This is a genomic window from Paraliobacillus zengyii (genome assembly GCF_003268595.1).
Lineage (GTDB): Bacteria > Bacillota > Bacilli > Bacillales > Amphibacillaceae > Paraliobacillus_A > Paraliobacillus_A zengyii.
In genome coordinates this window covers 907858-927408 of the sequence record NZ_CP029797.1, presented here as the reverse complement: position 1 = coordinate 927408, position 19551 = coordinate 907858, and the positions used below count along the sequence as shown (strand labels likewise).

The following is a 19551-nucleotide window of genomic DNA, read 5'->3' as shown; positions in this document are numbered from 1 at the left end:
GTTTCTAGTCGTAATCTTCATCCAAACACTACTATACCGATGTCTTTCTTAATTGAATAGTGGTTTTAACATATTGTCACTAAATCGCCAAATTATAATTATTATAAACAAATAACACTTGTAATTATACCCGATTACCTACCAAATGATAAAGTAATTTGATTCGAAGGTTCTCCTTCTTTTTTTGTAAGCTTATTATAGGGAACAACATAATACGTGGAAGACTGAAATAAAGAGACCTCTGTCAATAAATATTCTCCTTTCCCAGTAACTTCTCCTATTTTATTATCACCTGTTTCTGTCACTTGGTAAATACGATATATTACACGATCATCAGTCGCAGCTTTCCAATTTAACTCCCCTTGTACAAGAGACCAACCACCTATTTTATAAGAGCCTTCTAAATTTGTAATAGTTGGCAAAGAAATAGGATCCTCTAGTTCTTCAACACCGCTTGGTTTTATAAAGGAACTAGCTAGTTCTTGTTGTTGATCTAAACTTTCCAAAATTGCCTTTGTAGCACGAGTAGGTGCTGCACTACCTTCTGTTAAATAATGTGCTTCGTCTGTTTTATCATAGCCCATCCATAAAGCTGTCACATATTCAGGCGTTATCCCTGCAAACCAAGCATCTTTTACTTGTCCTTCTACAGTGGGATGTTGTGTGGAACCAGTCTTGCCTGCTAACGCCTTTTGATAAGACCCAGATTGAGCAGTTCCGTTCTCTACAACATTTTCTAGCATACGTATCATATTCCATGCGACTTGTTTTGAGAAAATTGTAGTCTCTTCTGTATCAGCTTCCCCTATTACCTCACCATTTCGATTTTTAATTTCAGCAATAGTATGTGCTTCAATAAATGATCCCTCATGAATAAATGTCCGATATCCTTGCACAACTTGCATCGGTGTAATACCAGTCTCTAATCCTCCTAGTGCAATTGCCAAACCATCATCTTCCAGTGCTATTTCCATTTTCTCTAAATATTCCTTACTATATGGAATGCCAATTTGATCTAATAACCAAACAGCTGGAGCATTTTTCGAATCTTGTATCGCGTCGTACATGGTAACCTCTTGGCTATACTGACCGTCGACATTGGTTGCAATGTAACCGTCATATTCCTGTGCAACATCTTCTAAAAAATCATACGGTTGATAATCATCCATCATCGCCGGTCCATAAACCGCTAATGGTTTCATCACCGAACCAGGCTGTCGTTTTACTAGTGCACGTTGAGAGTCACCAATTTGAAAATCACGCCCACCTATTACAGCTTCTAATTCACCGGTCTCTTGTTCCATTAACACAAACGATGCCTCTACACCAGGTTGTGAACCACTATAATATTCTTCATTCTGTAAGGTCTCATAGGCAATCTGCTGTGCACCTTCATTAAGATGAACAGTAATACGATAACCTCCGCGCTTTAACTCTGCAGTTGTTAATTGATACTTCTCTGCTGCCTCACGAATGACTATATCAAGATAATCGTCTAACCATGGTTCCTCTTCTGTAGTTTGTTCAGTAATACCTAATGTATTACCTTGAAGTGTCAACATTTCCTCTGTTTCTAACATGCCTGCTCTGCCCATTTGTGCTAGCACAATATCACGTCGCTCTTTTGCACTATCTTCATCTATATAAGGTGAATAATTATTGGGTGCCTTAACTAAACCAGCAAGCATTGCCCCTTCTGACACCGTCAATTCTTCCACAGGCTTATCAAAATAATATTCCGCCGCTGTACCGATACCATATATTCCATGTGCAAAATAGATTTTATTTACATATAACTCTAATATCTCTTTTTTACTGAAATGTCTTTCTAAATAAATTGATGCCATAACTTCTTTCGTTTTTCGCATAAATGTTTTATCATTAGCTAAAAATAAATTCTTTGCTAATTGTTGTGTGATCGTACTGGCCCCTTCGACCTTATCTAGCGCAATTATGTCTCGATAAACCGCACGCATAACAGATTGAAAATCCACTCCAGCATGATCCAAGAAACGGACATCCTCAACAGCAATAAATGCATTTTGGACATGTGTAGGTACTTGATCAATCGATACAAGTTCCCGATTTTCTTCATATAACTTTCCTACTACTAAACCATCATCTGTTTCTACAGTTGTTGTAGCTGGTAAAATAAGTTGCTTCTCATCTACAACCAATCGACCTCCATATATAATAAATAAAAATCCAATTATTCCAAGTAAAATGATTGTTCCGACGATTAATAATGGCCACTTGATCCAAGGATTAGCGGTAAATTTCTTTAAATTCAATCGATACTTCTTCATATCTTCACCTCTTTAGTTATTTCAGAATAACTATATTTCGACAAACTCTTGCTATCATCGCACCATTATACGACAGTTATACTTTTACATAAAGAAATATATATATATTGGCTCATTTAATTCAAAATCGTATACAAAACAAAAGAAAAGTTTTAAAATGGTAAGAAAAGTTATCTAGGAGTGATTAGGGTGAAAGCTTATATGACAAATGGTACATTAGAGTATTTAGAACAAATAAAAGATAACCATCCTGCTATCACAATGCATTTCATGCGTAATAATACATCTACTACCGTTTATTATGAAGATACAAGTGCACCAATATTTCAAGAAGCTAGAAGCTATACAGTTATTTCCGACAGAGGTAGCATACAAGAGGATGGTTATGTCGTAATGAATCACATTCCCGTTACGGATGATGGCAAACCAATTTTCGAATCTGAATTCAAACAACGTGCTGATAGAATTGAAAAAGTTCCGGGATTTTATGCATTTCGAGTATTACGACCATTACATGGAAACACGTATGTTCTTCTTATTCAGTGGGATAGTGAACAGAGATATCAAGTATGGAGAGACTCTGATGTTTATAACCAAAATTATGGTAAGGATATTAAACCGAAATATCGTGCAGGAAAGTCTTTTCGAACGACTTATAAAATGGTAGATTGGGATGAAGTTAAAAAAGAGCGAGAACAAGACAAAGATTAAAACTAAAATCAATTTTAAAAAACGTAGAAGTAATTTAGATTACCTCTACGTTTTTGATTTTTAGAAAAACTTGATATATTCCGCCCAAATATCGAGTCTTACATCACTTTTATCATCAGCTATGTCGTAAAACGCCATGTTGATTTTCGCTTCGGTCAGTCGCTTTCCGCGGGCAAGTCTTTTCGATGGGTCGAGTAATCGCAGACCCAACGCTTCAACTTCCTCGGAAGCAAAAAGCGCTTCCTGCGGGATTTTCAGCTGTTGCTTTTCCCGCAGGAGTCGACTGTCCTACGCTACAATCAATGAGCATAACGTGAATAGCTGTTTTCATAAGCGCAATTAAAATTTATGACCAGTAGACGATGTATCACTTTTAACGCCTATCCAGCGGAGCAATTGAAATGGGTGAGACTCCAGTGGGAACTGCGCGGGCTGAAGATCCACTCGGAAAGCGAATTATGCTTATCCGAGTTAGCTGAAGCCGTGCCCACGGAAAGCGATCCCATTTCAATTGTGGAGCGGGTAAGGAATCTACGTCACAGTTTCTATCTACTGCGACATCTTAAAAATATCAGTTTATGAAAAGTGTAGCGATTTAATTATTTGCGAATTAGTCCATTTCGATGTGCATAAACTGCTGCTTGTGTACGGTCGTGCACACTAAGTTTACTCAAGATATTACTAACGTGCGTTTTAACTGTTTTAATTCCAATAAATAACTGATCACCAATCTCTTGATTTGTTGATCCTTCTCCAATACACATTAATACCTCAAGTTCTCTATCTGTTAATTGTTTATGTGGTTTATCTTGTTGACCACGAAAACTTGTCATCATTTTATTAGCGACTTTCGCTTCTATCACTGTATCTCCTCGATGGGCTTTATGAATAGCTAAAGCAATTTCCTCCGCAGAAGAGGTTTTCAACATATAACTAAAAGCACCCGCCTCTAAAGCAGGAAATACTTGTTCATCATCATAATAACTTGTTAATATGATAACCTTACAGTCTGATAGTTGCTGCATGATCACTTTAGTAGCATCAATACCATTACCGTTTTCCATAATTAAATCCATTAGTACTACATCAGGTCTTAATTCCAAGACCATCTTTGCACCTTCATTTCCACTTGAAGCTTCTCCAACAATATCTAGTTCATCTTCAGTTTCCAAATAAGCAATTATACCTTTTCGAACAATATCATGATCATCAATTACCACGACACGAATCATACTGACCATCCTCCTCAGTTACAATGGAATTCGAATATCAATATGCGTTCCTTCTCCTTGTTTAGAGCGGATTGCAAATGTTCCACCAATTTCCTCACTACGTTCTTTCATTGTTTTCAATCCATAAGACGCCATTTTATCTTCATCTGCCGCCAGATCAAAACCTTTTCCATTATCAGCTATATGTAAAAAAACATCGCGTTGATGTTGCTGTATTTCAATTGTTACTTCTGATGCATCTGCGTGTCTTAATGTGTTTGATAAGGACTCCTGGACAATTCGAAATAAGTGCTCTTCCGTCGTTTCAGATAACCCATCAATCTCATCAATATGTAATTGAAATTTTATTGGACATTTCTGTTCTAATTCTGTTACTAACTGATTAACACCAATTGGCAATCGATCCCCAGAAAGGTGAACAGGACGTAAATGCAATAATAAAGCACGCATTTCAGTTTGTGCTTTTAAAGCTGTATCAGCTATTTCTCTAATTTGTTCTTTAGCTTTTATTGGATTCTTCTCTACTAAACGTACAGTTGTCTGTGACATCATTGCTAAGGCAAATAATTGTTGACTAACAGCATCATGTAGATCCCGCGCTAATCGCTGTCTTTCTTCAATGGTTGCTGCCTTATGTGCTGATTTTGCAAACTCAGCCTTTTCATCTGCTAGTCGCTGTAAAGACTTTACTTGACTTTGCATTTTTTGACCCAGTTCATTTAATTCTTCACCAATCCGGGCAATTTCGTCATCACCAATATCATAAACTTTTGTTGTATAATTCCCCCGTGACATTTGCGCAATCAAGACAGAAAGATAATCCATTCTCGTTTTAATATCACCACTTGATCTGAAACCAACATATAGTGAAAAAAGAAACGCTATGACAAAATATGTACCAATAAAGATAAATATACTAGCAGTACTTAACCAATTAGGATCGAAAACTACATGAATCGTCAACAACATTGCTAACAAGGTTAGTGCTGTTAATAGTAAAGCATGTAAATGTGATCGAATATACGTATAGCGGATTGAATTCAATTGTTGTAACAAAACCAACCCTCCTCTTAAACCCGATCGATTCGTATCGAACCAGCTTTTAATTTAAAATCCATTGTTAGCTTTCGTGTTGCTTCTTGATAATTTTCTGACTCATAAGAAAGATGGCGTCCAATTCCCTCAGATGTCTGATCAAATACGATAATATCACCTGCTTTAACCTCTGCTTCTACAGAGAATTCAATATTTTCAGGCATCAATATTTGAATATCACCAGCCCAACCATGGATTTGAATCGGTACATTTTTATCAGGTATAAATGCTTTCGTAAAGTCTATATGATAGTCACCAACCGCATTCCAAAGTTCCATTGGTTCTACTTTCCAATTTGGTGTGTTAAATTTGTGATCGCCTATCATAAATTTTTGTTTTTTACCTGTGTACATGGTTTCACTATTCTTATGATCGTCTGAATCAAATATAATTTGGAAATTTTTCTTTTTCTTTTTTTTATTAGGAGTTCCTAGGAAACTAAATCCAATATAAACAATTAATAAAGGCCATAATCTATAAAAGTCCCAAAATGTAAAATTAATCAATTCAAACCTATCCAGCAACAATAGCGAACCGAAAATAACAAGAAACGATCCTGACTTAATACCACCTTGTCCTTTTAGCCCATCCCAACAACATTTTATCCCTAATATGATTAAAAACGCGGGATAAATATAATACCATGTTTCTGCAAACTCCCAAGTAACTACGTCGATATTCGTTAGTATTAAAGCAATACCTAGTAAAATAACAATAATCGCTAGTATATTACGAAAGAAATTATTTTTCATTACTTCTATCATCCTTATCTAATTATATTAGAATTTAAATTTTTAATAAAATATGCATCACTATCTTCTTATTATATAGAAAAAACTGTCGATTGGTAACCTACGACAGTTTGGTTTCGTCTCAGACTTTAGGCGGAGACATGCGCTTTTTTCTTGTTATCAATTTGTTTATAAAATGATACAACAAAATCCATAAAACTAAAAACAAGAAACCATATCCATAACCAGCTACAACGTCTGTCAGATAATGGACTTGAATCATATATCTGCTCATTCCAATTAATAAAATCAGTATCACAAAAAAGAGCTGAACAGTTAATCGACGGTTCCCCTCTTTCATATAAATTGTTAAGAAATAAACAACTAAACCATATGTGATCATTGCACCCATCGCATGGCCAGATGGAAAACTAAAACCAACACCTTCTGCCTCTGGAAATAGACTAGGTCGCTCCCTTTCAACAAAAAGCTTTATCCAATAATTCAATCGATAACCTAAGAATGATCCTAATGGTATTATTAAACCAGCAAGCCAGTTCCGAGTAAATAGAAAAAATACAATAGCAAATACACTAATAAATGGGCTAACAAATGTGCCTGATCCTAATTCTGTAATCCAACGAAAGAACATGAACACACCATTATGATTTAATTCTTCCACTATAGGAGCAGACCAACTGTCTACTGCAGGCATTCGATTAGATTGAACACTCGTTGTAACCCAGAAGACGATCAAAGCAGTAATAAGAAAGGACAAAAATGTTACTATTTTACCCTTACTATGTTTCTTCACGTTATCACCTCCACTATAGTTTCTCATGTTATTTATTTTGAAACAATCTTTATCCTTAACAACATATACGTTAAAGATACGTGAACTATGTATAGATGTTTTAAAAAAGTAGATTCGGGAATTGTATTTATAGAGCGAGCTTTTTATAAAAAAACGAAAGGATGTTTTTTATGGGAGACAATGTTAGACAAATGAAAACAAACGATGAATTAGAAAATTTAATTAATGGACTAAACGTAGACCTAGCCAATGAATATTCAGCTGCTATTATGTACACGTACAACGCTTCAGTAATTGAAGGAATGTATCGTCCGATTCTTAAACCTTTTTTTGAAGGTGAGATTACAGATGAAATGGGCCACGCCTTATATTTATCAAATAAGATAAAAATTCTTGGTGGAACCCCTACTACAACACCAGCAAAAGTAGATCAATTTAATGATCCAAAAGAAATGTTAGAATCTGCCGTGAAAGCAGAGGAAGATACCATTAAACGTTATGAAGAAAGAAAAGAGCAGGCTGAAAAACTTGGCTTATCTGAATTGGCAATCCATTTAGATGACATGATTGAAGACGAGACAGGACATAAAGAAGAATTAGCTCGACTTTTAAAAGATAGTGCTTTTTCTAACTAAATCAGTGTATTAAGTTAAAGACCTTCAGATTTTGAAGGTCTTTCTTTTTAAGATTTCGAATGCCTATATGATATAATAAGGTAATAATTATAGGAGGTTTTTTTATGTGGACTGATATCATCAATAACATCGATCAACACTATGATGACATGGTAAAAATGAGGCGTTTCTTACATCAAAATCCTGAATTATCATTTCAAGAAGAAAATACAGCGAAGTTTATTGCTAATACATATGAATCATTAGGTATTCCTTATCAAGCAAAAGTTGGAGGAAATGGAGTTGTTGCTCGTCTAGTTGGCGGGAAACCCGGAAAGACTATTGCCTTACGAGCTGATTTTGATGCACTTCCGATTCAAGATGAAAAAGAAGTACCTTATAAATCAAACGTACCTGGCGTTATGCATGCTTGTGGACACGACGGACATACCACTACCCTTCTAACAGTAGCTGAAAAACTAAAAGATTACCAAGAAGAATTAGCTGGTACAATTGTGTTCATTCATCAACATGCTGAAGAACTAGCACCTGGTGGAGCAAAGCCAATTATTGATAGCGGGATTTTAGATGATGTCGATCTCGTATTTGGTACGCATCTATGGACGAACACACCATACGGAACTGTTCAAACAGCGCCAAAAGAATTCATGGCTGGCGCAGACCGTTTTAGTATTACCATTCAAGGAAGAGGTGGACATGGTGCGATGCCTCATCAAACCAAAGACGCCATTGTAATCGGCTCTCAGCTAGTGACAAACTTACAACAAATTATTAGCAGAAGAATTGATCCGCTACAAACAGCAGTATTAACCATTGGTACATTCCATGCTGGAAATACATTTAATATTATAGCGGATACAGCGACGATTACAGGTACAGTTCGGACATTTGACAAGGACTTACAAACCCAAATCATTGATGAAATGGAGACTATTACTGAAGGAACTTGCCAAAGTTATGGCGCAACCTATTCATTTGAATATGACAAGGGATATCCGCCAGTAGTTAACCATCCAACCGAAGCTACTATGGTAATAGAGGCAGCAAATCAAGTGGAAGAAGTAACAAAAGCTGAACTTGTTGAACCCAGTATGACCGGAGAAGATTTCGCTTACTACCTATTAGAAAAACCAGGCGCCTTCTTCTTTACTGGAGCTCAAAAAGAAAATGATTTCCAACCACATCATCATCCTAAATTTGATATAGACGAACGGGCAATGGTTATCGCAGCAAAAACATTTATAGAATTGATAAAAAAATACCAATAATATATAAAAGTCCAAGTTGCGATTTAAATCGTAACTTGGACTTTTTGTTATATTAGTTTGTTTTTAACATAGCCATGTACAAATAAAATTGAAAACGCAACTCCCCCGACTAACATCATAACCATACTAGTAATGTCTGTTAACAAAACAAATACAAGTGCATATATGATTATTTGAATAACCATTAATTGATATAACCAGGTAATAAATGACCGTTTGCGTACGGCTTTTGTTACCGGATATAAGTCCATCCATAGTATCGTTCGGTGATGACGCCACATGGCCATAAGTTGTAGTCCTGTTAAGTATAAAAATAGGACACCAAATAGGATTGCCATCCATTGGTTTGGAACGTAATAAAGCACCACCCCACCAATAATCAAGAGTCTGACGTACATGCCAAAGTAATCGCCGCTGCGGACACTCGTAATACGGTATAAGTAATCATACGTCTTTACTTGTTTAAAGGGTAACCATCTTGTAAGGAAGAAGGCAAGGGCATGTCTTTTTTTAACCTGTGTCTTTAAATGAGGTACATCCGTAAACATATTTGCTAGTCGATAAAAGCTCCGCATGCGCATACGATCCTTTTCCACTAATAAATCCCATGCCAGGACATTTTGTCTGTTTGATAAATAAAAATCATAAGCAAATACGCCAAAAAGGATTATTGTTGTAATCGCAGCATAAATATGTTCGCCATTAATAAAGAAATAAAACAAAACAAGCTGAACGGAAAATCGAGCGAAATGATCGATTAAACGACTCTTTTTATCTCTAATTTTTAACATCCACCAACTTGCTATTAAATTCCACGCCTTTATTATTAATAGTACCAATACAAATAACATATAAGTACTACCAGTTTGCGCAGGAAAGCTAGTGAAATACAACGGAGCCAACGCCGCAAGGACTAGAACAACAAGATAAAGTTGAACGATATAACTATAGAGGAGTGCATTTCTAAAATATACACCCATTCGATGCTCCGCTGGCAGTATAAAGACAAGATCAGCCTCTTTTAAAAAAGTCTGATTAGGACTGTAAGTTGCTACCAGCGAAAAAAACATCGCCATTAACCATGCAGTTGGAAAGTCAGCTGGTAAATCTGCTAATATCTGCTGATAATAATATGCACCTGCAGAAATAAAAAACAGAATCGCAATCGCAGTATGCCCATTCAACATATATTGTATATATCTGCTCGTCTCTTTTAGATACGCACGGAAACGTTCTCTAAACAAGTGATTAGCATTAAACATGATAATCTGCTTCCTTTGTCAACTGAATATATAGATCATCTAACGAAGCATTTCTCATACCAAACTCTTCACGAAGATCGTCAAGGGTTCCAAGTGCTTTTATTTTTCCTTCATGTAAAATAATAAATCGATCACAATATCGTTCAGCAGTTGCTAATATATGTGTTGACATTAATATACCTGCACCATTTTTCTTCTGACTTTCCATTAATTCTAAATATGCTTTGATGCCTAATGGGTCTAATCCAACGAAAGGTTCATCAACAATATACAGAGCTGGCTCAACTAAGAATGCACACATAATCATTACTTTTTGTTTCATTCCTTTTGAAAAGTGGATGGGAAACCATTTTAGTTTTTTCTCTAAGCGGAAAGATTTCAATAATGGTTGCAATCTTTTTTCGAAAGTTTGCTCATCAATATTATAGGCCATAGCCGTTAATCGCAAATGCTCATAAAGTGTTAATTCATCATACAATAATGGCATTTCAGGTATATAAGAAAAATGTTGTCTATATGTTTCAGGTGAATCGTTAAATGTCTTGCCTTTAATCTCAACCTTACCTTTTTTTGCTTGCATTAACCCAATAATGTGTTTAATTGTTGTACTCTTTCCGGCTCCATTTAAACCAATTAAACCAACAATCTCATTTGGATAAACATTAAAAGAGACACCATGTAAAACGTTTTTATTTGTATAGCCACCTTCTAAATTTTCAATATGTAATAACGGATTCAATTCCATTAACCTCCTGGCGTTCATCTATTGATTTATCACTTAATCAAATTTTACCATCTTCTTATAATAAATCCAAAAATATATCGTATATTTTTTTATAAAATGTTCATACTAGACTTTAGAAGGAGTTAGGATTAACACTTTTACAACACAACATGAAATAGTGGTTTACTACGAAATGAGGTGTCGGTGAAAGATATACTACGCTTTTAAAACTAACCCCCCTTTCCATCGAAAGGTAAAACAACATTAAATGAGGTGTTGACATTGGTTGTTTTTTAGCAAAATCGTTTGAATCATTCCCCTGATTCTTTTTAACGAAATAGTATCTATCCTACTCCTTCGGCAGGTGGGTTGTCTAGAAACAAGAGAGTCTTTTGTAGGCTTAATTGTGACAGGCAACCCACTTGTTTTTTGTCTTTTGCTATTCTCCTCTTTACAATGATAAAATAAAGATCAATTCAAAAAAAGGAGCTGAGGATATAATGGAACATACTGATTGTATATTTTGTAAAATAATTGCAGGAGAGATTCCTTCTTCTAAAGTGTATGAAGATGATGTTGTATACGCCTTTCTAGACTTAGGTCAGGTTACAAAAGGCCACACCCTAGTAATTCCTAAAACACACACAAAAGATATTTATGAAACTTCAGATGAGATTGCAGGCGACCTATTTGCTCGTGTACCTAAAATCGCAAAGGCTATTAAAGAGACCTTTCATCCGCTTGGCATTAATATGCTCAGTAATACCGGTGAAGCTGCAGGCCAGTCCGTCTTTCACTTACATATGCATTTAATTCCACGGTATGGAAAAGACGACGGCTTTAACCCGGTTTGGAAAACAAACGGTGATGCTTATAGCCAAGATGATCTTATTGCAATCTCACAAGATATAAACAGTAATATTTAATTATAGGAATGCATCTGAATTGATTCAGGTGTATTTTTATTATCTAATTCTTTCTATTAATACGACGAAGTTCCTGACCACAAGCGTGTAAGATTTCCCCAAGAGATAAAGACCGAATTGAACTGAATAGTATTTAAATTAGATATCACCCTCAAATAACTACTCTACACTCTTAAAAATTGCTTCTGAATTACCATCTACTACTCGCTCTAAAAATACACGACGCTTTCCGCAGGCACGTCTTCAGCTAACTTCGTAAAGAAAAAGCACTTTACGAAGTGGATCTTCAGATCGCGCTGTTCCTGCAGGAGTCGTCGTATATTTTATCGCTAGTCGGTGATATGTTTATTGATGAATTTGCTTCATCAACGATAACAGGCCTTTTATGATATTCTAACTAAACACTATCATAAGCGTATTAAAAATTTCGGAGCCAGTAGATATCGTATTTTGTATTATATTTGTTCTGTCCAGCGAAGGAAGAAAACGGATGACACTCCTGCGGGAACAGCAAATGTTTTAGGGTGGGATGAGTAATTGCAATCCCACAAGTTGAAGATCCACTCGGAAAGCGACTTTTGCTTATCCGAGTTAGCTGAAGCCTTGCCCACGGAAAGCGAGCCCATTTTACTTGTGGAGCGTAGCGGGTAATAAAGTCTAAGTTTTTATCAAGTTCGAATAGTAAAAGGAACAATTTCGCGAAAGAACGTAAATTTAATCTGTTTATTCAATACTAGATTTGTTATAATAATTAGATACTTCGCATTCGGCAATAGTGCACGACTGGGAGTAATATAATAGTTTAGCTTAGTTGAGCAGAGGAGAGAAATGTATGAAGACAAAAGTATTAGTTTTATTATCTTTATTTATTGCAATTGGCGCTGTACTACACATCGTTTCACCACCAATTTTTGGGGTCAAGCCAGATATCATGCTCACCATGATGTTCTTAGGTATCATATTATTTCCAAAGGTCCAATATGTCTTCTTATTAGCAATTGCTACTGGAATTATTTCAGCAATGACGACAAATGCTCCAGGCGGACAAATTTCTAATTTAGTAGATAAACCGATTACAGCACTCATATTCTTTGTTTTATTATTGTTAATACCTAGCAAAGTAAACAAAAATATAACTGCACCTGTTTTAGTAGCGATTGGTACCGCTGTAAGTGGAACTATATTTTTAACTATGGCAATATTTGTACTCGGACAAATGCCAGGTACATTTTCCGTACTATTCGTAACAGTTGTCTTACCAACGATAGTTATTAATACTGTCTTAACTATCATTTTATATCCTATTTTACAAAAAATTATGAAACGTTCTCAAATATCTACTGTTTGATACATCTTATAAAAGTGCTTTCATAAAAAATATGAAGGCACTTTTTACTTTATATAAAAAAAATATTCTTTTTTTATGTTTGAAGCTGATAAAAGAAGAGAAAGTAGTATAATATAAGGGAAAGGAGTGTAAGCGATGGCAAATGGTAAAGCATTATTATTCGGATTTTTAGCAGGTGGGGTTGTTAGTGCAGCTGCCACACTATTGAGCGCGCCAAAATCAGGTAAAGAATTACGTGAAGATGTTAAAACGCGTAGTGATGATATCGTACATTCACTCGATCGAATTAAAGATGATGGGAAACTGTTAACGGAACAGATTGCAAATACTTCTAAAGAAGGCGCAGCCCTAATTAAAGAATTATCGAATGATGTAAAGAACTCGATTGAAAGTTGGAAGAATACAATTGAGCCACATCAAAAAAATATCCAAAAATATCTAGGTCAAATTGAAGAACGACTAAAAGAGTTAGAAGATCAAACAAGCAAACGCGCATAAAAAACTTGCCCTACTAGTTTCTAGGGCAAGTTTTTTTACTTATTATTTAGCAGGATCTAAATCTGCGATGGAGTCAATATCCATATATGTCGGTACCACCATACCAATTTTTGCACCTTGAAGATTCTCACCTAAATCTACAATATCATCTTTATATTGCTCATAAAAGGCACCGTGTGTTGCAGGTAACCACGGGGCAACAGATGCATCAGCATCATTACTCGCAACTGCTTGGAACATAACAGATGGATCAACAGGTGTATCCGTTACTTCATAGCCTTGTCTCGTTAAAACTTCTACAATAACAGCTGTAGATGCCCGCTCAGTATCCCAAGGAGTTGATACAATCTCAATCTTAGTTCCATCAACCTCTTCTACTCCATCTGTCCAATTCGCAACTAAAGCTTCATTTTCCCCAATCCACTGTTTTGCAGCTTCTTCAAATGAAAGATTTTCATCTTGGGTAAGTAACATAACTTGTTCCATATCATCTGTTGTCCACATAAAATTATCTAAAATGCTGTAGGCTTCGGGCATCTCTTCTTCAAGACCAAGACGCGTTATTGTATTAATATTTTCTGCACCACCGAAACTACCTTCTGGATCCTCTAAGAATTTTAAATCATACTTCGCGAATTTCCAATGTGGTGTCCATCCTGTTACAACGATTGGTTCCTCATTATCAATTGCTGATCCTAAAGCTGTTACCATTGCTGCAGTTGATGCTTCTTCTAACGTGTATCCAGCGAGATTATCATAATCTTCTAAAGCTTCTCTTGCTAATGATGTTGCACCAGCGCCAGGTTCAATACCCGTAATCGTGTAATCCAATTTTTCTCCAACTGTTTGTTCTTGTTGCTCATCTTCCCCACAAGCAGTTATGAAAAGGAGCAATAATATTAACATTCCAACAACGTAATTTCGTTTTATCATTTTTAGCAATTCCTTTCCAAAAAAAATAAAGAGCTATCTTTAGTATGAAAAGATAGCTCTTTATAAAACGAAATGTAGTTATTATTCTAAGCCAGCAACCCATTCGTCAACTTTATCTGGATTAGCTTCAATCCAGTTAGCTGCTGCTTCTTCAATATCCGTACCATTATAAACCTCTAACATTACTTCTTCCATATCAGAAGCTTCCCAGTTAAACTGATCAAGAATTTGATATGCTGCAGGACTGTCTTCTTCTAGTCCTTGACGTACCATTGTTTCAATTGTTTCTGCTCCACCAAATGACTCTTCAGGATCTTCTAGATACTTAAGGTCATATGCAGCAAACATCCAGTGTGGTGTCCAACCAGTTACTACGATCGGTTCTTCATTATCTACCGCTTCACCTAAAGCAGTTGCCATTGCACCACTAGAAGATGTTTGAACTTCCCAACCATCTAAAGCATAATCTTCAACTGATGTTTCTGCAGCTTGCACTACACCAGCACCAGGCTCAATACCAGTAATTGTATTGTCAAGACCTTCAACATCAGCAAGTTCACCAATAGAAGAAATGTCCATGTACTCAGGTACTACTAAACCAATTTTAGCGCCTTCTAAATTCGGACCTAATTGTTCTACTTGATCACCAAATTCATCAAATAAATCACCGTGTGTTGCAGGTAACCATGCAGCTACCATACCATCAGCATCGCCAGAAGCTACTGACTGCCACATTACTGCATTATCAATCGGTGTAACATCGACATCATAACCTTGTGATTCTAATACTTGTGCAATTACGTTTGTAGATGCAACTTCAGAATCCCACTCTACATAAACTAATTCAAGTTCTTCATTACCTAAATCAGCACCAGTTGCTTCTTCTGTATCACCACTATCTTCAGTAGTTTCTTCATCTTCTTCGCCGCCACATGCAGCTAGTACTAACGAAAGCATAAGTACAAGTGCTAAGCCTAAATGTTTCCATGTTAATTTAAACATATTCTAAAATCCCCTTTTCCTTAATGTATATTTTTATGGTAAACTCTTCAAAATGAAAAGTGATCCAACTACCTTATTTTACTTTACTTATTCAAGTTTTGAGTAAAGCGATCAATAATAATTGCTAAAATAACTATTCCGATACCAGCAACAAAACCAGTACCTACTTGAGCACGTTGAAGTGAAGATAATACTTCACGACCTAAACCTGGAGCACCAATCATCGATGCTATAACAACCATTGACAAGGATAACATAACTGTTTGGTTAATCCCAGCCATAATCGTTCCTCTTGCCATCGGCAGTTCAACTTTAAATAACTTTTGCGAACCAGTACTACCAAATGCATCAGATGCTTCAACCAATTCTTTAGAAACTTGTCTAATACCTAGATTCGTAAAACGAACTGTCGGTGGTGTAGCAAATATTAATGATGCAAAGATACCTGGGACCATTCCAATACTAAAGAATGCAACCGCAGGAATTAAGTATACAAATGCCGGCATTGTCTGCATGAAATCAAGAATTGGTTCAATAATTGTTTCTGCAATCTTACTTTTAGACATTAGAATTCCAATTGGAACACCAATGACAATCGATAATACACTTGCTATTAAAACTAAGGAGAAAGTATACATTAACTCTTCCCATAAGCCTTGGTTATATACTAACCACAAACCTACAATAGAAAATACAGCTAAACCATATTTTTTTCCAGTAACGAAAAATGCTAAAATAGCAACGATTAAGATAACTATAATTGGGGGAACAGCAGCTAAACTATCTGCAACCAACTCCATAAAATCACCAAACTGGTTTTTTATTGGATCAAATAGGAACGCAAATGTGTTTGTAAGCCAGTCAGTAAATGAACTAACTCCCTCGGCTATTGGTATTTTTGAAATAAAATCAAGCATTTTCTAAATTCACCTCACTATCACTTACTAATGCTGCTATAACAGCACCTCTTACAATAATCCCAAGTAACTTTTCATTTTCTACCACAGCAATAGGAACTGGTGAATTGTGGATAATCTCGAAAATATCATGTAACGGTGTATCTTTTGTTACTGTTGGAACATCTGTCTTCAAAATTTCTTTAATGTCTCTAACCTCGTTTTTACGAGCTTCAGAGGCATCATCAGCGGTAACATAACCTTTTAAAGTACGTTTACCATCAATTACATAAATACTAGAAAGTCCTTCTTCACGCATACGTTCTAACGCAACACGCGGTCCATGCTTTTCTATATTTATTGTCTCTGGACGTTTCATAATATGTTCAGCAGTTAATACTTTTGAACGATCTACATCTTCAACAAATCGTTCTACGTAATCATTAGCAGGGTTCATCAGAATTTCTTCTGGTGTACCAATCTGTACAATTACACCATCTTTCATTAAAGCGATACGATCACCAATACGTAATGCCTCATCTAAATCGTGTGTAATGAACAAAATTGTTTTTTGCATTGATTCTTGTAACTCTAATAACTCATCCTGCATATCTTTACGAATTAATGGGTCTAATGCTGAAAATGCTTCATCCATTAATAGTACAGTTGGATCATTTGCAAGCGCCCTAGCTAAACCAACGCGTTGTTGCATACCACCTGATAATTGCTCTGGTAATTGATTGATATAATTACCTAAGCCAACCATTTCTAACGCTTCTTTTGCCTTCTTTTTTCTTACCTCTTTGTCTATACCTTGTATTTCCAAACCAAATTCAGCATTCTCTAATATAGTTCTATGAGGAAATAAACCGAAACTTTGGAATACCATACTTAATTTCTCACGTCTAACTCGACGAAGATCGTCTTTATTCATTGTTGCTAAATTCTCACCGTCTACCAATACACTTCCTTCAGTAGGTTCAATCAAACGATTAATTAATCTTACTAATGTAGATTTACCACTTCCAGATAAACCCATAATAACAAAAACCTCTCCAGCTTCCACATCAAAGGAAACCCGATTAACCCCAACTGTATCACCAGTTTGTTTTAAGATTTCATCTTTTGACTTACCATCATCTAAAAGCTTTAATGATTCTTTCGCATTTTTACCAAAAACTTTGGATAAGCCTTCTACTGATATAACCGGCATTACATTCACCTCTTTTTACTTATTAATTAACAGTACCCTTTAACTATGACTATCCAAACCACATTTGAACATTTTATAGTTGTATTTGTATACTGCACATTTCCGAGCATAATATGCTACCTTAATACTATATCCTTTTTAAGATATAAAATTCAAACGATAAATACCATTAATTTCGTACGTATTTTACGTACAGTTTCAACTGTACAAAGTTGTATCAATATTTACTTACCTTTTCTCCATTTTACTGCTATTATCTCCTGAAACACCTATTTCCATTCCTTTATCTTTTAGTGTAATCTTAGTGTAGCTTCTTATTTTAGAGGAGGTACTATGGATATTAATGCACAGGAAAGCAAGCAACAGCTGATCATTAATGAATTCACAAAAACTATTGAGATGTTTGATATACCTTCGTCTGAAGCGCGTTTATTTTCCATCTTATTTATTGAAGACTCTCCAATGACTCTTGATGAAATGAGCGTAGCATCAGGGAAAAGTAAAACTTCTGTTAGTACTGGAATTCGCACATTATTAGAACTGAACCTTGTAGAGCGTGTTTGGAAAAAAGGGGTACGTAAAGATTTATATACAACAGATCCCAATCTTTATCGTAAATTTATGAATGTCTACATTCATAGATGGATTAATCACGCATCGACTCAACTACAATCATTAGAAGAAATTGCGCACGACATACAAAAAGATAATAATGAGGAAAAGTCAGTGACAGATTCTCACACCCTTTTAGAAAAAAAACTTACTGACATTATTACGTTTCAAACACTTATTAAAGATACATTTCAATCAATGAAACCTGAAACAAAGTACCAGTGATTTTTATAAAATAATTTTAAAAGGCATAGTAATGTCATAAACTATGCTTTTTTGTATTACTTTTTTATGAAAACTATTGCCTTTTCTCCTAAATCATACTATAGTCATTGAAGGATATATTCAGACTATCTTAACTAGCTTTAGGGGGCTTCATGATGAATTGTTGGAAATCTGTAAACGTGCAGAAAGAAGTAGGCATTAATCGAATTTATTTACTATCATTTTTAGTAGGCGTATTATCATTTATCTTTTTGTTCTTACCATTTGCTTCCATTCATCAAGGGTATACATTAAAAGATCAAGGAATATTCCCTTTAATTCTAGGTTTGGCTTTATTACCTATTATTCATAAAGTAGTTCATTTCATTCCATTATTATTAACCAAACGTTCGTTTAAATTAAAATTTAGATTTAATAAAATGAAATTCCCGATAATTTCTGTATTATCTATTGCAAGAATGTCTAAAAGAACTTCTATTATCACGTTATTGGCGCCAACTGTTTTACTAACTTTACCAGGTCTTATAGCCAGTTATCTTTTTATAGATTACTTTGCTTATTTTCTAATATTCTCATCAGTAAATATTGGTATTTCCTATACCGATTTCATCTATACAAGTAAATTCATCCGCGCACCTAGAAAATGTATGGTTGAAAATGATGGAACAGGTTATGATATTTTGGTTTAATAATCACTAAAGTGTCTTTCTCTACTGAAAGACACTTTTTATGTTATATACTTTAGACTGTTCAAAACGTGTTTTTTTTGATAAAGTTGTTATACAAGAAAAAGGAGGTTTTTGGTATGTTATTCTTTTTCGTTCCTTTTGCGTTATTTATATTATTTTTGTTCAATTCCTTGACATATCGTTTATGTTTACAGACGGAAATGTCTAATGAAAAACAACCAAATGTATTTCGTACTATTAATGTATTAATTACGATTTTATTAATTTCTTCGTACATAGAGATCATATACACATGACAATCACTCTATATAATGAAATAGAAAGAGGACACGATAAATTATCGTGTCCTCTTTCTATTTTTAAATCACATACGCTTTTATCCTCTAGTTAAAGTTGATCACAGTAGTATATAGACAAAGATTTTAAAATAT

At 35.1% G+C, this 19551-nt stretch carries 20 protein-coding genes; 9 read left to right on the top strand and 11 right to left on the bottom strand.

The window, feature by feature from the left end:
* Positions 1-134: 134 nt before the first annotated feature.
* The gene (locus DM447_RS04600; RefSeq protein ID WP_112180101.1) at positions 135-2306 is read right to left on the bottom strand and encodes a transglycosylase domain-containing protein; all 2172 of its coding nucleotides are present in this window, start codon (positions 2304-2306) and stop codon (positions 135-137) included.
* A 189-nt stretch (positions 2307-2495) separates the two neighbouring features.
* Between DM447_RS04600 and DM447_RS04595 the strand changes: the two genes are divergently transcribed.
* A complete protein-coding gene (locus tag DM447_RS04595) occupies positions 2496-3017 on the top strand; it encodes an antibiotic biosynthesis monooxygenase family protein (protein WP_112180100.1) in 522 nt (173 codons plus the stop codon).
* A gap of 599 nt (positions 3018-3616) precedes the next feature.
* Here the strand turns inward: DM447_RS04595 and DM447_RS04585 are convergent.
* The 4 genes from DM447_RS04585 to DM447_RS04570 all read right to left on the bottom strand — a co-directional run bounded on the left by DM447_RS04585 (position 3617) and on the right by DM447_RS04570 (position 6889).
* Positions 3617-4249 carry a response regulator gene (locus DM447_RS04585; protein WP_112180099.1) on the bottom strand — a complete coding sequence of 211 codons (633 nt, stop codon included), beginning with the start codon at positions 4247-4249 and terminating at the stop codon, positions 3617-3619.
* Between the two features lie 18 nt (positions 4250-4267).
* Positions 4268-5305, bottom strand: coding sequence for a sensor histidine kinase (locus tag DM447_RS04580; RefSeq protein ID WP_112180098.1), 1038 nt, complete (start codon positions 5303-5305; stop codon positions 4268-4270).
* A gap of 14 nt (positions 5306-5319) precedes the next feature.
* Positions 5320-6096, bottom strand: coding sequence for a cell wall-active antibiotics response protein LiaF (gene liaF / locus DM447_RS04575; protein ID WP_112180097.1), 777 nt, complete (start codon positions 6094-6096; stop codon positions 5320-5322).
* A 121-nt stretch (positions 6097-6217) separates the two neighbouring features.
* Positions 6218-6889, bottom strand: a complete 672-nt coding sequence (locus DM447_RS04570; protein WP_157967406.1) for a phosphatase PAP2 family protein — start codon at positions 6887-6889, stop codon at positions 6218-6220.
* Between the two features lie 170 nt (positions 6890-7059).
* Here DM447_RS04570 and DM447_RS04565 point away from each other — a divergent pair, with 170 nt between their 5' ends.
* Together DM447_RS04565 and DM447_RS04560 are read left to right on the top strand one after the other, a co-directional pair.
* The gene (locus tag DM447_RS04565) at positions 7060-7524 is read left to right on the top strand and encodes a ferritin-like domain-containing protein (protein ID WP_232824318.1); all 465 of its coding nucleotides are present in this window, start codon (positions 7060-7062) and stop codon (positions 7522-7524) included.
* A gap of 104 nt (positions 7525-7628) precedes the next feature.
* Complete coding sequence (locus tag DM447_RS04560) at positions 7629-8792, top strand: M20 metallopeptidase family protein (RefSeq protein WP_112180095.1); 1164 nt, start codon at positions 7629-7631, stop codon at positions 8790-8792.
* 47 nt (positions 8793-8839) lie between these two features.
* Here DM447_RS04560 and DM447_RS04555 read toward each other — a convergent pair whose 3' ends face one another.
* A complete protein-coding gene (locus tag DM447_RS04555) occupies positions 8840-10054 on the bottom strand; it encodes an ABC transporter permease (protein ID WP_112180094.1) in 1215 nt (404 codons plus the stop codon).
* Entirely contained in the window at positions 10047-10793 is a 747-nt protein-coding gene (locus DM447_RS04550; RefSeq protein WP_112182658.1) for an ABC transporter ATP-binding protein, read from the bottom strand. Before DM447_RS04550 ends, DM447_RS04555 begins: the two co-directional genes overlap by 8 nt.
* Positions 10794-11278: 485 nt before the next feature.
* Here DM447_RS04550 and DM447_RS04545 point away from each other — a divergent pair, with 485 nt between their 5' ends.
* The 3 genes from DM447_RS04545 to DM447_RS04535 all read left to right on the top strand — a co-directional run bounded on the left by DM447_RS04545 (position 11279) and on the right by DM447_RS04535 (position 13550).
* Positions 11279-11704: an HIT family protein gene (locus DM447_RS04545; protein WP_112180093.1), complete on the top strand. Its 426-nt coding sequence runs from the start codon at positions 11279-11281 to the stop codon at positions 11702-11704.
* A gap of 832 nt (positions 11705-12536) precedes the next feature.
* Complete coding sequence (locus DM447_RS04540) at positions 12537-13052, top strand: tryptophan transporter (RefSeq protein WP_112180092.1); 516 nt, start codon at positions 12537-12539, stop codon at positions 13050-13052.
* Positions 13053-13187: 135 nt separating this feature from the next.
* A complete protein-coding gene (locus DM447_RS04535; protein ID WP_112180091.1) occupies positions 13188-13550 on the top strand; it encodes a YtxH domain-containing protein in 363 nt (120 codons plus the stop codon).
* A 42-nt stretch (positions 13551-13592) separates the two neighbouring features.
* On the opposite strand, the gene DM447_RS04530 is transcribed toward DM447_RS04535, so the two are convergent.
* The 4 genes from DM447_RS04530 to DM447_RS04515 form a co-directional block, all read right to left on the bottom strand.
* A complete protein-coding gene (locus DM447_RS04530; protein WP_112180090.1) occupies positions 13593-14483 on the bottom strand; it encodes a glycine betaine ABC transporter substrate-binding protein in 891 nt (296 codons plus the stop codon).
* Between the two features lie 81 nt (positions 14484-14564).
* Complete coding sequence (locus DM447_RS04525) at positions 14565-15485, bottom strand: glycine betaine ABC transporter substrate-binding protein (RefSeq protein WP_112180089.1); 921 nt, start codon at positions 15483-15485, stop codon at positions 14565-14567.
* Between the two features lie 83 nt (positions 15486-15568).
* Positions 15569-16402 (bottom strand): ABC transporter permease, encoded by an 834-nt coding sequence (locus DM447_RS04520; RefSeq protein WP_112180088.1) that lies wholly within the window; start codon positions 16400-16402, stop codon positions 15569-15571.
* Positions 16395-17594 (bottom strand): quaternary amine ABC transporter ATP-binding protein, encoded by a 1200-nt coding sequence (locus DM447_RS04515; protein WP_112180087.1) that lies wholly within the window; start codon positions 17592-17594, stop codon positions 16395-16397. Before DM447_RS04515 ends, DM447_RS04520 begins: the two co-directional genes overlap by 8 nt.
* Before the next feature lie 333 nt (positions 17595-17927).
* Between DM447_RS04515 and DM447_RS04510 the strand changes: the two genes are divergently transcribed.
* The 3 genes from DM447_RS04510 to DM447_RS18470 all read left to right on the top strand — a co-directional run bounded on the left by DM447_RS04510 (position 17928) and on the right by DM447_RS18470 (position 19416).
* Positions 17928-18431: a GbsR/MarR family transcriptional regulator gene (locus DM447_RS04510; protein WP_112180086.1), complete on the top strand. Its 504-nt coding sequence runs from the start codon at positions 17928-17930 to the stop codon at positions 18429-18431.
* 155 nt (positions 18432-18586) lie between these two features.
* Complete coding sequence (locus DM447_RS04505; RefSeq protein WP_232824331.1) at positions 18587-19120, top strand: DUF3267 domain-containing protein; 534 nt, start codon at positions 18587-18589, stop codon at positions 19118-19120.
* A 116-nt stretch (positions 19121-19236) separates the two neighbouring features.
* Positions 19237-19416: a hypothetical protein gene (locus DM447_RS18470; protein WP_112180084.1), complete on the top strand. Its 180-nt coding sequence runs from the start codon at positions 19237-19239 to the stop codon at positions 19414-19416.
* Positions 19417-19551: the final 135 nt, after the last annotated feature.

Bases quoted from the DNA above. Each gene is read 5' to 3' on its own strand.
- DM447_RS04600 (WP_112180101.1), bottom strand. From the start codon at position 2,306: ATGAAGAAGTATCGATTGAATTTAAAGAAATTTACCGCTAATCCTTGG.
- DM447_RS04585 (WP_112180099.1), bottom strand. From the start codon at position 4,249: ATGATTCGTGTCGTGGTAATTGATGATCATGATATTGTTCGAAAAGGT.
- liaF (WP_112180097.1), bottom strand. From the start codon at position 6,096: ATGAAAAATAATTTCTTTCGTAATATACTAGCGATTATTGTTATTTTA.
- DM447_RS04565 (WP_232824318.1), top strand. From the start codon at position 7,060: ATGGGAGACAATGTTAGACAAATGAAAACAAACGATGAATTAGAAAAT.
- DM447_RS04560 (WP_112180095.1), top strand. From the start codon at position 7,629: ATGTGGACTGATATCATCAATAACATCGATCAACACTATGATGACATG.
- DM447_RS04555 (WP_112180094.1), bottom strand. From the start codon at position 10,054: ATGTTTAATGCTAATCACTTGTTTAGAGAACGTTTCCGTGCGTATCTA.
- DM447_RS04545 (WP_112180093.1), top strand. From the start codon at position 11,279: ATGGAACATACTGATTGTATATTTTGTAAAATAATTGCAGGAGAGATT.
- DM447_RS04540 (WP_112180092.1), top strand. From the start codon at position 12,537: ATGAAGACAAAAGTATTAGTTTTATTATCTTTATTTATTGCAATTGGC.
- DM447_RS04535 (WP_112180091.1), top strand. From the start codon at position 13,188: ATGGCAAATGGTAAAGCATTATTATTCGGATTTTTAGCAGGTGGGGTT.
- DM447_RS04530 (WP_112180090.1), bottom strand. From the start codon at position 14,483: ATGATAAAACGAAATTACGTTGTTGGAATGTTAATATTATTGCTCCTT.
- DM447_RS04525 (WP_112180089.1), bottom strand. From the start codon at position 15,485: ATGTTTAAATTAACATGGAAACATTTAGGCTTAGCACTTGTACTTATG.
- DM447_RS04520 (WP_112180088.1), bottom strand. From the start codon at position 16,402: ATGCTTGATTTTATTTCAAAAATACCAATAGCCGAGGGAGTTAGTTCA.
- DM447_RS04515 (WP_112180087.1), bottom strand. From the start codon at position 17,594: ATGCCGGTTATATCAGTAGAAGGCTTATCCAAAGTTTTTGGTAAAAAT.
- DM447_RS04510 (WP_112180086.1), top strand. From the start codon at position 17,928: ATGGATATTAATGCACAGGAAAGCAAGCAACAGCTGATCATTAATGAA.
- DM447_RS04505 (WP_232824331.1), top strand. From the start codon at position 18,587: ATGAATTGTTGGAAATCTGTAAACGTGCAGAAAGAAGTAGGCATTAAT.
- DM447_RS18470 (WP_112180084.1), top strand. From the start codon at position 19,237: ATGTTATTCTTTTTCGTTCCTTTTGCGTTATTTATATTATTTTTGTTC.